The sequence below is a fragment of the Shewanella sp. 1180_01 genome (assembly GCF_052850535.1).
This window is the reverse complement of the sequence record NZ_VXCT01000011.1, coordinates 1-13,695: the sequence shown is the minus strand read 5'-3', so window position 1 is coordinate 13,695 and position 13,695 is coordinate 1. Positions and strand designations below refer to the sequence as shown.

The window sequence follows — 13,695 nt, the reverse complement described above, 5'->3', positions numbered from 1 at the left end:
AACATGCTTAATCATGGCTGTTTGGCATTGTGACTTCTGTTTAAATTTTGCTGTGTATTCTATTGATTAAGTTCTAGCAGCATAGGCATTTCGCAGGCGTCGTGGCCTGTGTTCCCTAGGGGAGCCGACAGATGCACAAAGCCCAATTTCTCATAGAGTTTTACGGCTTCATTTAGTACAGCGGTGGTTTCTAAATAGCAGCTTTGATAACCCGTTTCGCGGGCGAAATCGAGTGCCATTAACGCTACGCGTGTTGCAAGTCCTTTACCGCGGATTTCGGGCATAAAGTACATTTTTTGCAGTTCGCAGACGCCATCATTGTTAGCTAACGGCGCAATACCGGCGCCGCCTAAAATGCGCCCCTCTAATTCAATAACCCAATAGTTGGCGCCCGCTTGGGAGTAAATCTGGCTGAGGCAATCTAAGGTCGGGTCGGCCACGCTATAACCTTTATCCGCGGTTAAGCCGTATTCGGCCGAAACATCGCGGATGACTTTGGCAATTGCGGCATCATCTTGGGCAGTGGCTTGGCGAATGTGGCAGCCACTTTGGTGTTTGGCGTTATGTACGGCTTGGTTATACAACATGAGCGCCTCTTCGATTTGTGAGGTTTGTGCTGGGGTCAGTTGGGCTAAGATTTCTTGAAATAATTGATTTTGCTGAGCGTCTAATTTCAGGAGTAACTTCTTCCCTGCGGGTGTGAGTTGTACCACTAAACAGCGACTGTCCCGTGGGTGTATTTGACTCTGGGCAAGATTTTTATCAATCAGATGCTTAATCGCTCGGCTCGCATTGGACTTATCTATGCTGAGTTTGCAGGCCAGCTCTTTGATGGTCAGCGGCTGCTTGCCTATCTCAAACAAGGCGTGGGCTTGAACTGGCGAGAGGGGCAAATCTCCAAAGGCGGCGTTGAGCATGCCTAAATTCCTCACCAGATAGCGAGATAAGTGCCTGAGTTGGTCGGATGAGCCTGACTCCGCCGTTTGCTTAGCGTGAATTACAGGCTTAGCTGGAGTCGATGGTGCGTCTGTTTGAGCCATAGTCGAATGGGTTTGGTTGCATGTCACAACTAAGTTAGCGGGCTTCAACTGCGCTTGCAACATGATACTAACAAGTTTGTGCGTAAATATCGGGATTTAATAGCGGCGCCATGGCGAGAATAATCGCTTGGGTATAATTGCTTTCACGGGTGGCGTGGCCGTGGGTGAGCAGGCCTATGGCACCGCCTTTTTGTTTAATATTGATAGTATTGAACAATCTATCCATCACATGTCCGAGTTCTTCACCCGCTTCTAATGCCCGATAAACCTGCATTGGCAGAGGCAAAATTGCGCTGCGGCCAATGGCAAGCTGATCTTTATGCCCAATGGCGATATAGGCGAATGTGGCTGGGCCAAAGTCGAAACAATCGACACCGCCTTCCATCGCAAAATAGTAGTCGGCCTGAGTATCTTGTTGATCATGCTGTTGACAATAGTACACCCGATTAATCGCCCCTTGGCGAGTGTCTTTATCTGTCATTGGCTGCGCCGCAACACCTGAAGGCGCATCCACACCACTGGCTTCTATTATGCTGTCGGGGAACAGTTGTGCCATGGCGTTAGTTGCCGCGTTGATTTTTACCGGGTTTTTAGAACCCACTGTTATCTTGATAATGTTTTGTTGCATATAAGTTATTTAATTCGGCTTTTAATGTAGACGCTCGTTTGAATCATTGCTTAAATGGTATGAGGTGTCTAAGTGTTTGGGTTTTCTATTCTGCCACAGTCGTCGGCGAAGCTCAGTAAAAAGCCAACAGTAGGGGAGGCAATAGCCAGCCTTAGGGACTAGGAAGCGACATATGTCTATTGCTCCTTCAGTAATGGAGGCCGGGATAGGCAATTGAAGGAACCAAAACCAAGAGATAATAATAATGAAATTCAACAAACTCGTGATCGCTATGGGGATGGCCTGCGGTGTAATACTCGCTGGCTGTAACGATAGCGAAGATAGCACTACGCCCACCGAACCCGAAACTCAACTGCAAGCTTTTGCCCCCAACGGTTTACTCAAAGCCAATATTCGCCGCACCACCTACGGCGTGCCGCATATCCAAGCCGATAACTTAGAAAGCTTAGGGTTTGGTAGTGGTTATGCGCAGGCGCAGGATAATTTATGCGTGTTAGCCGATGGCTTTATAAAGGCTAACTCGCAGCGTTCCATGTACTTTGGCCCCCATGCGTCGATTGACTTCACTACGGGCCAACCCACAGCGGAAGATAACGGCAACCTTATCTCAGATTTTGCCTACAAAGCGTTAAAGATTAGAGCGCAAGCCGAAGAAAAATGGCCACAGTTTAGTGAAAACTCTCGGGCGCTGATCCAAGGTTTTACCTCTGGTTATAACCAATATCTTGCCGATGTCGAAGCGGGTAAACAAACGGCAGAACCTTTCTGTGGCGGTCAGCCTTGGGTGAAACCCATAGTGCCAGAGGATGTGGTGACTTATTTGTTTTCAATCGCTTTGTTACCGGGCGCAGCTAACTTCCTCGATTTGATTTTTTACGCTAACCCGGGGGATGCGCAGGAATATATGCCGCGTATCCTAGGGCCTGCGCCCAGCCAAGACCAAACCGCATTTGTGGCCGATATGCAGTTTAAGTTGATTGCCCGCGCGGCCCGCATCACCACGCCAGAGACCAATCCCCGAGGATTAGGCTCTAATGGTTGGGGTTTAGGTAAGGATAAAACCGAGAACGGTAAAGGCATGGTGCTCGGTAATCCGCATTTTCCGCATACGGGTAACCTGCGTTTTTGGCAGTCCCATATTACGATCCCTGGGCATTTAGACATGATGGGCGGTTCGCTTGTGGGTATGCCCGGGCCGATTAATATCGGTTTTAACAAAGATTTAGCGTGGACTCATACCTTCTCTACCGCCGAACATTTTGTGATGTATAACTTAGAGTTAGTCTCGGGCGATCGGATGCAATATCTGTTCGATGGCAAACCAATGCCGATCACCAAAGAGACGGTATCGATTCTGGTGAATGCTGGTCCTGCCGGCATGTTAGTGGCCGAGAAGGATATTTACACCACGGCAAAAGGCCCTATGGTTGAAGCGCCACCTGCTTTAGCGCCTTTTGGTTGGGATGATGGCAGCGCCTTTATGATCCAAGACGCCAATATGGGCAATATGGACCCCGTTGACCATTGGTTAGCGATGGACATGGCGACCAATAAAGAGGAGTTCCAACAGGCCTTCAAGGATTACGACGGCGTTATCTTCAATAACACTATGTACGCCGACAAAGAGGGCAATGCTTTCTATATCGACGACTCGACAGTCCCAGGATTGTCTGAATCGGCAGTGGTGCTGTTAAAAACCTCGCCAGACATTAAAGCGGCTAAGGCGCAGGCCGGATTTACGATTTTACCCGGCAACACATCGCTGTTTAGTTTCGAGGGCCCAACACCCTATGCCCGCGCGCCAAAGCTTGAGCGTACTGACTTTGTGCAAAACTCTAATGACTCATTCTGGTCGACTAACTTGAATGAACCGCTGACTTATTTCTCGCCCATGTATGGACCAGAAGCGGGGCAGTTGTCGCTGCGAACGCGGATGGGCTTGAGCTTAATGCAAGATGCGGCGGGGGCAGATGGCAAGTTTAGCTTAGAAGAACTCGAAGCGGCGGTGTTGTCTAATCGCAGTTATCTTGCTGAGTTAGTGCTGCCTGATTTGATTGCCCAGTGTGATGCCCAAGGCAGCACGCCTGTTGTGGTGTCGGCGAGTTTATCTAAGGATGTCACTTCGGCGTGCACGGGGTTAAAAGCGTGGAATGGTAAGCAAGATAACGACAGCAAAGGCGGTGCTTTACTGCGTGAATTTGCCCACCAATTCAGCCAAACGACCATGTTGACCCAAGAATTCGATCCCGCCAATGCGGCGACGACACCTAAAACCTTGACCACAGATGGCAGCGCCTTAGTGGCCTTAGCCCACAGTGCACTGAATCTTGAGGCGGCGGGTTTTGCCTTAGATGCGCCATTGGGTGAGGTGCAATTTGTGGAGAAATCGCTGCCTGACGGTACACCAAGCGGGTCGCGTTTACCTTGGCCGGGTAGCCACAATGCCGAGGGTGGATTCAACGTGTTCTCGACCAGTCTGTCGGGTGACGACACTTTAATCCCGCAGCACAAGTACGCAGCTGTGATGGACGTGGTTACTGGCAAGGCGATGAGTTCTGGCTTAACGGCGAAGGGATACCAAGTGCGTTATGGGTCGAGCTGGATGATGGCGGTGAACTTTACTGACGAAGGGCCAGTGGCGCGGGGAATTTTAACTTACTCTGAGTCGAGTAATATCCTAACGCCAGCGTTTGCCGATCAAAGCATTTTGTACTCAAGCGAGAAAAGTTTCCGTCCGTTATTGTTCAAAGAGGCCGATATAGCGCCAGCCGTGGTGTCGACCACTGAGCTTGTGCTACAGAAACCTTAAGTCTGATTTTGCGTTAATCGTTAACGGCTCACTTCGGCGTTGGTTCCGCAGTGAGCCGTTTTTTATGGCGTTTGCGACTGATAGCGATTTGTAAAAATTTAACATTAGCGGATGTGATCTTGATCGACTTTAGCTATCGATATGCGGTACTGGATCATGTTTTGCTGATTTTTGTGACTTATCTCCGAATGGGTGTTTTTCTCGGCGCTTATGCTATGTCGCTGGCTTTGGTTTGAGGTGAAAATATTGTGTAGTTAAGCGGTTTTTTGTGTGTATTTTTTGCTGCTGCATTGAAAACTTATTACATTAAATCAGCGATCTAGATCTCAATATCAGTTTATTATGAAATTCCCTTACATAAAGCCGTGTCAGATCAACTTTTATGGGCTTTTTTTGGTTATCCTTAGCGCGAATTTATTATGCTAGTCACACCGTAAGGTAACTTTTATATGCAAAAAGATGCGACCAGTGTTCTTGGAACACCTCAAAGCACACAGAATCTAGATTCAACGAAACACTTACCTTGGACTCGCCAAGACACGACTTGGATGTTGAGTTTGTTCGGCACAGCCGTTGGCGCTGGAATTTTATTTTTACCCATCAATGCGGGCATGGGCGGCTTTTGGCCTCTCGTACTAATGGCAGTGATCATCGGTCCTATGACCTATCTTGCCCACCGCGGTTTATCTCGTTTTGTTTGTTCATCAAGCATTCCCGGCAGCGACATCACCCAAGTAGTAGAAGAACATTTTGGTGTGGGTGCGGGTAAAGCCATTACCATACTGTATTTCTTCGCCATCTATCCGATTGTATTAATTTACGGTGTGGGTATTACCAACACAGTCGATAGCTTTATCGTCAATCAGTTGGGCATGGCATCGCCACCACGCTTTATTTTATCGGGTGTATTGATCCTTGGTATGATGGCTGTGATGGTTGCGGGCGAGAAGTTCATGCTGAAAGTGACACAATTGCTGGTATATCCGCTGGTGGGTATTTTGGCCTTTATGTCGTTCTACCTGATCCCAGAATGGAAAATGGATGCCTTACAAGTTGTGCCAGAAGCGGGTGCATTTTTAGGCACAGTGTGGTTGACGATCCCAGTATTGGTGTTCGCCTTTAACCATTCTCCTGCGATTTCACAGTTTTCAGTGTCACTGAAACGTGACCACGGCGCCAATGCTTCTCGTAAAGCTGACGTGATTTTACGTAACACTTCGATGATGTTAGTGGGCTTTGTGATGTTGTTTGTGTTCTCTTGCGTGCTGTCGTTATCGCCAGCCCAATTGGCAGAAGCGAAAGCGCAGAACTTACCGATTCTGTCTTACCTAGCCAACGTGCATTCAAGTGGTTTTGTGAGCTACTTTGGTCCGTTAATCGCCTTTATCGCGATTGTGTCCTCTTTCTTCGGCCATTACATGGGCGCAACAGAAGGCATGAAAGGCGTAATCGTTAAGCAGTTACGCTCAAGCGGCAAATCAGTCGCTGACGCTAAGATCAACAAGTTCATCCTAGGCTTTATGTTTGTCACTATCTGGGCTGTGGCTGTGATCAACCCAAGTATCTTAGGCATGATTGAAGCCTTAGGTGGCCCAATTATCGCTGCTATCCTGTACTTGATGCCTATGTATGCCGTGTATAAAGTGCCAGCGTTAAAAGCCTATCGTGGCCGAATCAGCAATATCTTCGTGATCATTGCAGGTTTACTGGCGATGACGGCGATTCTGTTTGGTTTCTTCCGTTAAGTTTTGCGAGTGTAGTGAAGCTTAACGAGGAGTTAGCGTTAGGTTTTTAGTCTGAATCGTGACTCGTAAAAAAAGGATCGTGCCATTGGCCCGATCCTTTTTTATTGCGAATAAGCTATTGAAGGACTTATTTTTCTTCGTACATTAAGTAGTAACTCTGCTTCATCCCTAAGGCTTGATAGGTCTGCTGGGCGGCGAGGTTTTCTTGCTCAACATATAAACGGAAGCTGGCAGCGCCACCATTGGCTTCGGCCAGTTGTTTGACTTCACTGTAGAGCTTGCCATAAATGCCTTGGCGACGATTTTGCGGGCGAATATACACACTCTGGATCCAGTAATAATCTTTGGCGCGCCAATCGCTCCATTCAAATGTCACCATAAGCGAGCCGACTATCTCACCTTCAATTTCGGCGACGAGGTAAAAGCCTTTTTGCGGACTTTCAAGTAGCGTGCCCACGCCGCGGGTTAGTGTCGCTTCATCTAAGGCTAAGCCTTCGGTTTCTTGGGCCATCGCCTGATTAAATTGGACTAAGGCACTGAGGTCCTGAGCTTTAGCTTTACGGATCAACATACAACAACTCCTAGGCGGTTATTGAGTAATACCGCTCTTGTTTAGTGAACAACCATTTTGTGGCTCACTTTAGCATGGAACATTGTGGAATAACGAGTTCGACAGTCGCAGGTTTGGCGGAGTGAGCTTATTTGTTGCTGCGGATTTTTGTACGACTAAAGTCTTATCTGCTAGGCTTATCTTTAGTGCCCTTTTTCTGGACTAAGTGAGCCTATGATGGGATTCGTTAAGTCGACACGCCGCTATAAACTTAAGGTGTTGCCCGTTGTTGATCTGACTGCTGATGAGCAAATAAACCATCGACTGCATTTTATCTTAACTTTGTTGAGTTTTGGTTTATGGGGACTCGTTTGGTGGTGGTTGATCCTAAAAGCCAAGGGTAAATCTGACTTTATTTTCAGTGGTTTTGATGACGATTACTGGAGTTATTTGATTGAACGTGAGCAACCGCCAGCAGCGCTTTATCGTCAGCAAATTGCGCCAAATAAAGTCACAGAATATTTTGATGCTTAAGCAGAAAAACTAACATTTCAGCGGCCAATTTAACAAAGTTAGTTTGGTTAATGTTACTGATTTTAAGGCAGTTTAGCTCAACGTGACCCAGATCATCCCTCGATTAAAACCCCTCTGCTAGACTCGGCGATTGCCTCATGTAGACTGAGAAACTAGCGCGCTAGTTTTGGTCTTTGCCCCATCATAGTTTCGAATTCAAGGTTATGAATATGACAAAACCTAAGTCGTCGGCATTAGGCCGTGTTTGTTCTCGCTGGATGTCAGTGCCGCTGTGGCTGCAAATTGTTATTGGTATGGTGCTAGGCATTATTGTCGGCGTTATTTTTGGTGAGCAAGCCACTTGGTTAAAACCGCTGGGCACCTTGTTTGTTAATGCCATTAAAATGTTGATCGTGCCACTGGTGTTTTGCTCGCTGATCGTGGGCGTTACGTCGATGCAAGACACGGGCAAGATGGGGCGAATCGGCATTAAATCCTTTGGGTTTTATCTGTTTACTACGGCTATCGCGATCAGTATCGGCCTGCTTGTTGGTTATGTGCTGCAGCCCGGCGCAGGCTTAGGATTAACGCTGGCAGAAGGCGCGACTCAAAACGCCAAAGCTGTGCCTTCATTAGTCGATACCTTGGTTGATATAGTGCCAACAAATCCGATTGCGGCCATGGCAAGCGGCCAAATTTTGCAAGTCATCGTATTTGCCATCGCCTTAGGCATCGCGTTAGTGCTGATTGGCGAGCACGGTAAACCTGCGATTAAAGTGTTCGAAAGCCTCGCCGAAGCCATGTACAAACTGGCTGACATGGTGATGAAACTCGCGCCCTACGGCGTCTTTGGGCTAATGGCTTGGGTGGCGGGGGAGTATGGTATTGATATGCTTTGGCCCCTGATCAAAGTCATCATTGCTGTATACCTTGGTTGTATTATCCACGTGCTGGGTTTCTATAGTTTTTTACTGCGCGGATTTGCGAAGTTAAGTCCGCTGCAGTTTTTTAAAGGCATTAGCAATGCCATGTTAGTGGCGTTTACCACGTCTAGCTCTGCGGGTACGCTCCCTGCAAGCATGAAGTGCGCGAGTGAAAACCTAGGCGTTCATAAGAAGATTTCTAGCTTCGTGTTACCGCTGGGCACTACCATCAATATGGACGGCACTGCATTGTACCAAGGCGTTACTGTGTTGTTTGTGGCGCAGGCGTTTGGTATCGACCTGACTGTTGTCGATTATCTCACCATTATTTTAACCGCGACTTTGGCTTCTATCGGCACTGCGGGTGTTCCCGGTGCGGGCTTGGTGATGCTGACGTTAGTGCTGACAACCGTAGGGCTGCCTTTAGACGGGGTGGCATTGATAGCGGGGATTGACCGTATTTTAGATATGGTGCGCACTGTGGTGAACGTTTCCGGTGACTTAGTGGCGACAACTGTGATTGCCAAGTCTGAAGATGAGCTGGATATGGCGCATTACAATGCCGACACGGAGCAAAGTGCCGTGCTAGCCGAGCAGAATATCGCTCTTGAAACGGCGGCTGAGAATAGCGCTAAAGTCTAGTTGGCTTCGTCTAGTTGGCTTCAGTTGCTGGCTGTAGAACTAAAAAACCGCCTATGGCGGTTTTTTTATGCGGACAAATTTTCTTTGCGGAAGCTTACTTCACTGTGCTTAATTTATTCGGGCTTACTTCAGTTGGCTCAATATTAGCACTGGCTTGTCGTCGCTGTTGAGTAGCGTCAGGCGACCTTGCACTAGCTTAGCTTTAGCCACTAATGGCATTGCTTGCATCACTTTGTGCTCTTGCTGCATTAGCGCATCAACACAGGCTTTCATTGTGCTACCGGCAGGAGATAGCTTAAGCTCTTGGCCTTGCTGAGTATATTGACCGAAAAAGTTATTACAGCTGTTGTTGCCGTGTAATTTGCCTTCGGCCTCAAAGGTAATTTGTGCTGGGCTGTAATCGATAGTCGGTTGGCCTTGAACCATCTCAATGTGCCAGCTGCCCTCTAATGGAATGGTCTCATTTTGGGCGACATCGGTACTTTGGCAGGCGGTGAGTCCCAACAGTAGCGCACCTAAGATGAATGTTTGTTTTAACATCGTTACGGTTCCTTTTTCCATGGTTATGGCCATAGTGTGACAAGTTTTACTCAAGATCTAAAGAGGTTTATATGACGGACTCATTTAAAAGTACTATGAATTTGTTGAAGTTTTTACATTGGTTAGGTGTATTGATGCTAGTTTGTGGACTTGGGTTCTATATGTTGACGCAATGGAGTCTAGAGATAAGCGGCATGTTACTGATCTCAAGCCTGATTGGCTTAGGGTTGGTTCTAATGTCACCCTATCCCGTGGTGCTGTTTATCCAGTGGGCGAAGCGCCAGGATGAGCAATCTAAGTGATTTCTTGCTGCCTGATTAAGCCCAAACCTCGTTAACTCGCCACTTCGTTAAATCAAAGCTCGGTTAACCTATCGCTTCGTTAAATCACAGTTCTATTAGCTTAAATAGCTTAAAGTTTTATTAAATTACTGCTGCATTAACTTAAAGCGCCGCTGAATCTGCGGCGGGATTATCGTATAAGCTTGAGTCTATGGCGGGCTTAACTGGCGTGTCTTCAACCTCAGGCTTTGGTGGTTGCATTGAATCGAGTTTGCCCCGCGCGAGTTCCATCATGGGAGCGAGTTTGGCGCTGGATTCTGGAGTGAAAAAACTGTAGCTCGCATCGAGTTTAAGCTGGTGGTTTTGTTGTTCTAACTGTTTTTCTACCCGCTTCATAATATGCTGAATATCCCGCTCACCATCCACAAAGGCCAGTACCACAAATTGCGTGGTGTTGTAGTGGGCGGCAACGTCGGCGGTCCGTATCGTATCTTGAATTAACTTACCCAACAGCCTGTGGTGATTATCTTCGAGGGGGATGGGCGTGTTATCCGGACTCAGTAATTCAAAGAAGATGATGCCTGCATGGGCACCAAAGCGGCGGCCTAAATTGAGCTGTCTTGGTGCCATCATCAAAAAACCATAATGATTGAGCATGCCGGTTTCTTGGTCGCGCATCGAAAGGGATTCAATGCGATGGTTCTGGCACAGCAGAGATAATTCCTGCTGCAGCAATATCTGAAACGGTTCGAGCATAGCGGCATTGGCTAGCGGGTCTGCCATATGTGGGTTGAGTACGCACAGGGCGCCAAATTGGCTGCCATCGGGCCAAGCGATTGGGCGCGAGAGAATGTGCTGAATGCCATCAAAATCCCGTGGTAAATCATCCAACATAAAGCTGCCAAGGTTTTGATATAAACCGTCGGGTTGGCTGTTTTGTATCTGTTGAAAAAGTTCGAGTTCTGCGGGGTACAAAGTACCTGCGGTAAATTGTGGTGTTTCAGTGATTGCACTGACAATGATCTCAAATCCGGCGCTGGTCTTTTGGAATATAAAAACCGTGTTAGCGTTGTAATAGCTTTTGATTAGCTCACATTGGTGCATCCAGCGAGTGAGATTCACTTGCTGATTGTCGCTATCAAGTAAACTCAGGTTGGGATTGATGGTCTCGGGCAACATACAAACGCCTAATTAGGGCTAGATATCCATTAAGTTTGGGAAATAAAAGGGGATTTAGCAAATCAAGGCACTAAATAGCACCTTGTTCTAGCTGTGCCTACTAAGCCAACCGAGTATACTGACGGCCTTAAATTGGGCCTAAAGCCAACATTATGCTGTGAGAACACTGTGAAGATAAGATTAGCCTTACCCCAAGATGTTGATTTATTAGCGATGCTAGAGAAAAAACATCTCAATGACGAATTAGCCTCCGCCAATATGGGACTGCAAGGGCAAGCTTTTTCCCACAGTGAGCTGACTGAATTAGTGCAGCATCATTGGGTCGTAGTGGCGCAGGTTGAGCAGCAGATCGTCGGTTATGTGATTGCCGGCCGTTGGGGATTTTTCGAACATTGGCCCATTTACCGCACTTTGTTGAATCGTTTGGGGCAACTCGATTGGGATGGGCCAAAATTAACTAAGACTAACTCTTGCCAATACGGGCCGATTTGGGTGCAGCAAGCCTACCGTGGGCAAGGGATTTTTGAGGCGTTAGTCAGTGAAATTCGTCGCCAAGTTGCTCCGCATTTTAGTTATATGTTGACCTTTATTGCCGAAGATAATGAACGTTCCTTTGCCGCCCACTCGGGAAAAGCGCACATGCAGGTAGTGGATTTTTTTACTGTGTCGGCGCGGGATTACTATTTAATGGCGGCAACGACCCAAGCTTAGTTGTTCGATGATAGACATTAAGGATTCAATCTCTACTGCGTAAATAACCCGAGTTCAGGTTAAATAACGGAGATAAATACATGAAAGTACAATTTGTTGAGTCACTCTTAACGGCCTATGCCGAAGTCAATTTATCGGCTTGGGACAACTTGAGATTGGTCCTATCTGAGTGCGCTCACCATGGGTGTGAAGCGAGGGGATTTGAAGTCGAGTTTGTTTCCGATTCAGGGCAAGCGCAACATTATTGGGTCGAAGTAGGGGATATTTGGCTCGATTGTGGCCGAACCAATGCCTATTCGGCGACGATAACGCGACTGACGGATGCGCAAGTCAGCCGCGCGAATACAAAAAAAGCGCTAGAGTGCGCCATTTTATCCCAAGAGCAGATTGGTCTACTGTGCATGCAAAACGCCCATTTCGATCATTGCTGAGTGTGTTAATTCAGTCTGTTTCTCAATCGCTTTTTTGATCAATACTTCTTCATCAAAAAGATGCGCTGAGGGTCAGTGGTGACTGTGCCTATGATCTCAAACCCTTGTTTTTCATAAAACACAGGTGCTTGAATCGATAAGGTATCCACTTGAGCTACCAGGCAACCCCGTTGTTTCGCCTCAGCTTCAGCAAGCGCCATGAGCTTGCACCCAAGCCCTGTGCCTCTAGTTTGGTCATCAACCCAGACCACATTGATTAAGAAGTTTTTATAGATAGTCCTGCCACCCACACCCCCAATCAACTTGCCCGTTTCATCGCGTGCTATGACAGTCAAAGGCACTGATTTCTCAGGCCCTAATAGCCCAGCATTAAATTGCCTCACGCCGTCTACCAGCGCATCCACAATTGCGTTATTTTCTTCATGAATAACTTCAAATTTCACTTAAATTTCTTCCTTAAAAATATTTTTTTGCTTTCAAATCATATAGCAACTATCAGTAAACTCAATGTTGGACATAAATGTGTTGGAAAGTAGTGTCGGGGGAACTGTCACTTTAGTTGTTAGCAGTTTAGCGTTTGCTGATATCCACTCACACAGGCTTGCCATGGCATTCGCTCGTCAGTCCTTGGATGCTCAACCGCCCCGTCCATGGGGCGGACGGTCGTCTCGCTATCACCATGGTTCACCTTTTTGGCATTAGCGGAACCTGTAGATTGAAAAGATTACGTAACATACTTTTGGACAGAAGTACTTTAAGAATTTCTGGATAGCACTGCTGAAGGATCAAACTTGGTCATTTATTTCTTTAAGTGTTGGCTTATGATGAGCCATGGCATTCACTCACCGACACGCAGCAAGTCCGTCCTTGGATGCTCGACCGCCCCGTCCATGGGGCGGACGGTCGTCTCGCCAATCACCATTGCTCACCTTTTGGGCACTAGTGTAACCAGTCTGTATGAAGGAGATACCCAGCAAGCTTTGGGACAGAAATTGGTTAGAGTCAGAGCTCTTAAAGTGATGAGTCTCATTAGGGCATGTATGGCAAGCGGATATTCGGTAACGCTTGCGTATGGGGATTTTATAAGCACTTTAGCGGGAACCGCCAGCGAATAAAACTCCCGCATTACGCACTTGTTATGTCACATTTATAGGTGTGCTAGTCTTCTCGCATAGCTTTTGCAAGGCCTTCATTGAAATCACTAGAACATTCCGGACAAAAAGACTCTTCGAAATCTGAGCGCCATATTAAGTTTTCTGAGAAGTGGCCGCAAAAACTTGCAGTATTAGCATCAATGTACTGCTTCCACTCCTTCAATTCTTGCAGTTTTTCGTCAATGTCGTTGGCATTATTTTGAAGAGAGAGCAAGTACTGCCTGTATGAATTTAAACTTGAAACATGATCTTCGTAGTTTTCTAGAAACTCATCAGTTTTGAACTCATCGTGACTAGATAGAGCATTTGAAATTTTCTCTTTAAAGTCAGTGTGCTTAATATGTTGTGTATGCTCTTTGTACTGCGCCCAAGAGTCAACAAAACGTATTCGTTCTGAGTGTCTTCCCAGTATAGATAATAACTCTGGTTGCTCTTCTTTCGGACAACAGATTACTTCGATAGCGTCTGTAGTGGCACACTAATTTTGGCCACCTAAATAGAGGTGATATTATTACCTCGTAGATGACTTTAGGTGAACACATGAGATCG

At 46.9% G+C, this 13,695-nt stretch carries 13 protein-coding genes; 7 read left to right on the top strand and 6 right to left on the bottom strand.

The annotated features are described in order from the left end of the window. Positions 1-59 precede the first annotated feature (59 nt). Both FW758_RS08360 and yjjX read right to left on the bottom strand, forming a co-directional pair. Positions 60-1,103: a bifunctional helix-turn-helix transcriptional regulator/GNAT family N-acetyltransferase gene (locus FW758_RS08360; RefSeq protein WP_446445148.1), complete on the bottom strand. Its 1,044-nt coding sequence runs from the start codon at positions 1,101-1,103 to the stop codon at positions 60-62. 4 nt (positions 1,104-1,107) lie between these two features. Then, on the bottom strand, positions 1,108-1,668 hold the full coding sequence (gene yjjX / locus FW758_RS08355) for an inosine/xanthosine triphosphatase (protein WP_446445147.1): 561 nt from the start codon (positions 1,666-1,668) through the stop codon (positions 1,108-1,110). Positions 1,669-1,912: 244 nt separating this feature from the next. On the opposite strand from yjjX, the gene FW758_RS08350 reads away from it, so the two are divergent. Both FW758_RS08350 and FW758_RS08345 read left to right on the top strand, forming a co-directional pair. Further along, complete coding sequence (locus FW758_RS08350; protein ID WP_446445146.1) at positions 1,913-4,477, top strand: acylase; 2,565 nt, start codon at positions 1,913-1,915, stop codon at positions 4,475-4,477. Between the two features lie 449 nt (positions 4,478-4,926). Then, the gene (locus tag FW758_RS08345; protein ID WP_006084033.1) at positions 4,927-6,222 is read left to right on the top strand and encodes an aromatic amino acid transport family protein; all 1,296 of its coding nucleotides are present in this window, start codon (positions 4,927-4,929) and stop codon (positions 6,220-6,222) included. 127 nt (positions 6,223-6,349) lie between these two features. On the opposite strand, the gene FW758_RS08340 is transcribed toward FW758_RS08345, so the two are convergent. After that, positions 6,350-6,793 (bottom strand): GNAT family N-acetyltransferase, encoded by a 444-nt coding sequence (locus FW758_RS08340; RefSeq protein WP_006084032.1) that lies wholly within the window; start codon positions 6,791-6,793, stop codon positions 6,350-6,352. Positions 6,794-7,009: 216 nt separating this feature from the next. Between FW758_RS08340 and FW758_RS08335 the strand changes: the two genes are divergently transcribed. Beyond that, on the top strand, positions 7,010-7,306 hold the full coding sequence (locus FW758_RS08335) for a hypothetical protein (protein ID WP_006080324.1): 297 nt from the start codon (positions 7,010-7,012) through the stop codon (positions 7,304-7,306). A 209-nt stretch (positions 7,307-7,515) separates the two neighbouring features. Next, a complete protein-coding gene (locus FW758_RS08330) occupies positions 7,516-8,850 on the top strand; it encodes a dicarboxylate/amino acid:cation symporter (RefSeq protein WP_446445145.1) in 1,335 nt (444 codons plus the stop codon). Between the two features lie 123 nt (positions 8,851-8,973). Here the strand turns inward: FW758_RS08330 and FW758_RS08325 are convergent, their stop codons facing one another. Then, the gene (locus FW758_RS08325) at positions 8,974-9,390 is read right to left on the bottom strand and encodes an META domain-containing protein (RefSeq protein WP_006080326.1); all 417 of its coding nucleotides are present in this window, start codon (positions 9,388-9,390) and stop codon (positions 8,974-8,976) included. Positions 9,391-9,461: 71 nt separating this feature from the next. On the opposite strand from FW758_RS08325, the gene FW758_RS08320 reads away from it, so the two are divergent. Continuing rightward, positions 9,462-9,692 (top strand): hypothetical protein, encoded by a 231-nt coding sequence (locus FW758_RS08320; protein WP_006080327.1) that lies wholly within the window; start codon positions 9,462-9,464, stop codon positions 9,690-9,692. Positions 9,693-9,833: 141 nt separating this feature from the next. On the opposite strand, the gene FW758_RS08315 is transcribed toward FW758_RS08320, so the two are convergent. Beyond that, positions 9,834-10,850 (bottom strand): GGDEF domain-containing protein, encoded by a 1,017-nt coding sequence (locus FW758_RS08315; RefSeq protein ID WP_446445144.1) that lies wholly within the window; start codon positions 10,848-10,850, stop codon positions 9,834-9,836. Between the two features lie 168 nt (positions 10,851-11,018). Between FW758_RS08315 and FW758_RS08310 the strand changes: the two genes are divergently transcribed. After that, entirely contained in the window at positions 11,019-11,561 is a 543-nt protein-coding gene (locus tag FW758_RS08310) for an N-acetyltransferase family protein (RefSeq protein ID WP_446445143.1), read from the top strand. A gap of 80 nt (positions 11,562-11,641) precedes the next feature. After that, on the top strand, positions 11,642-11,992 hold the full coding sequence (locus FW758_RS08305; RefSeq protein ID WP_106651522.1) for a hypothetical protein: 351 nt from the start codon (positions 11,642-11,644) through the stop codon (positions 11,990-11,992). Between the two features lie 38 nt (positions 11,993-12,030). Here the strand turns inward: FW758_RS08305 and FW758_RS08300 are convergent, their stop codons facing one another. Beyond that, positions 12,031-12,435, bottom strand: a complete 405-nt coding sequence (locus FW758_RS08300; protein ID WP_106651521.1) for a GNAT family N-acetyltransferase — start codon at positions 12,433-12,435, stop codon at positions 12,031-12,033. Positions 12,436-13,695: the final 1,260 nt, after the last annotated feature.

Excerpts from the sequence above, each read along its gene's own strand:
- FW758_RS08320 (WP_006080327.1), top strand. The coding sequence starts at position 9,462 with ATGACGGACTCATTTAAAAGTACTATGAATTTGTTGAAGTTTTTACAT.
- yjjX (WP_446445147.1), bottom strand. The coding sequence starts at position 1,668 with ATGCAACAAAACATTATCAAGATAACAGTGGGTTCTAAAAACCCGGTA.
- FW758_RS08305 (WP_106651522.1), top strand. The coding sequence starts at position 11,642 with ATGAAAGTACAATTTGTTGAGTCACTCTTAACGGCCTATGCCGAAGTC.
- FW758_RS08345 (WP_006084033.1), top strand. The coding sequence starts at position 4,927 with ATGCAAAAAGATGCGACCAGTGTTCTTGGAACACCTCAAAGCACACAG.
- FW758_RS08330 (WP_446445145.1), top strand. The coding sequence starts at position 7,516 with ATGACAAAACCTAAGTCGTCGGCATTAGGCCGTGTTTGTTCTCGCTGG.
- FW758_RS08340 (WP_006084032.1), bottom strand. The coding sequence starts at position 6,793 with ATGTTGATCCGTAAAGCTAAAGCTCAGGACCTCAGTGCCTTAGTCCAA.
- FW758_RS08335 (WP_006080324.1), top strand. The coding sequence starts at position 7,010 with ATGGGATTCGTTAAGTCGACACGCCGCTATAAACTTAAGGTGTTGCCC.
- FW758_RS08360 (WP_446445148.1), bottom strand. The coding sequence starts at position 1,103 with ATGTTGCAAGCGCAGTTGAAGCCCGCTAACTTAGTTGTGACATGCAAC.
- FW758_RS08325 (WP_006080326.1), bottom strand. The coding sequence starts at position 9,390 with ATGTTAAAACAAACATTCATCTTAGGTGCGCTACTGTTGGGACTCACC.
- FW758_RS08315 (WP_446445144.1), bottom strand. The coding sequence starts at position 10,850 with ATGTTGCCCGAGACCATCAATCCCAACCTGAGTTTACTTGATAGCGAC.
- FW758_RS08350 (WP_446445146.1), top strand. The coding sequence starts at position 1,913 with ATGAAATTCAACAAACTCGTGATCGCTATGGGGATGGCCTGCGGTGTA.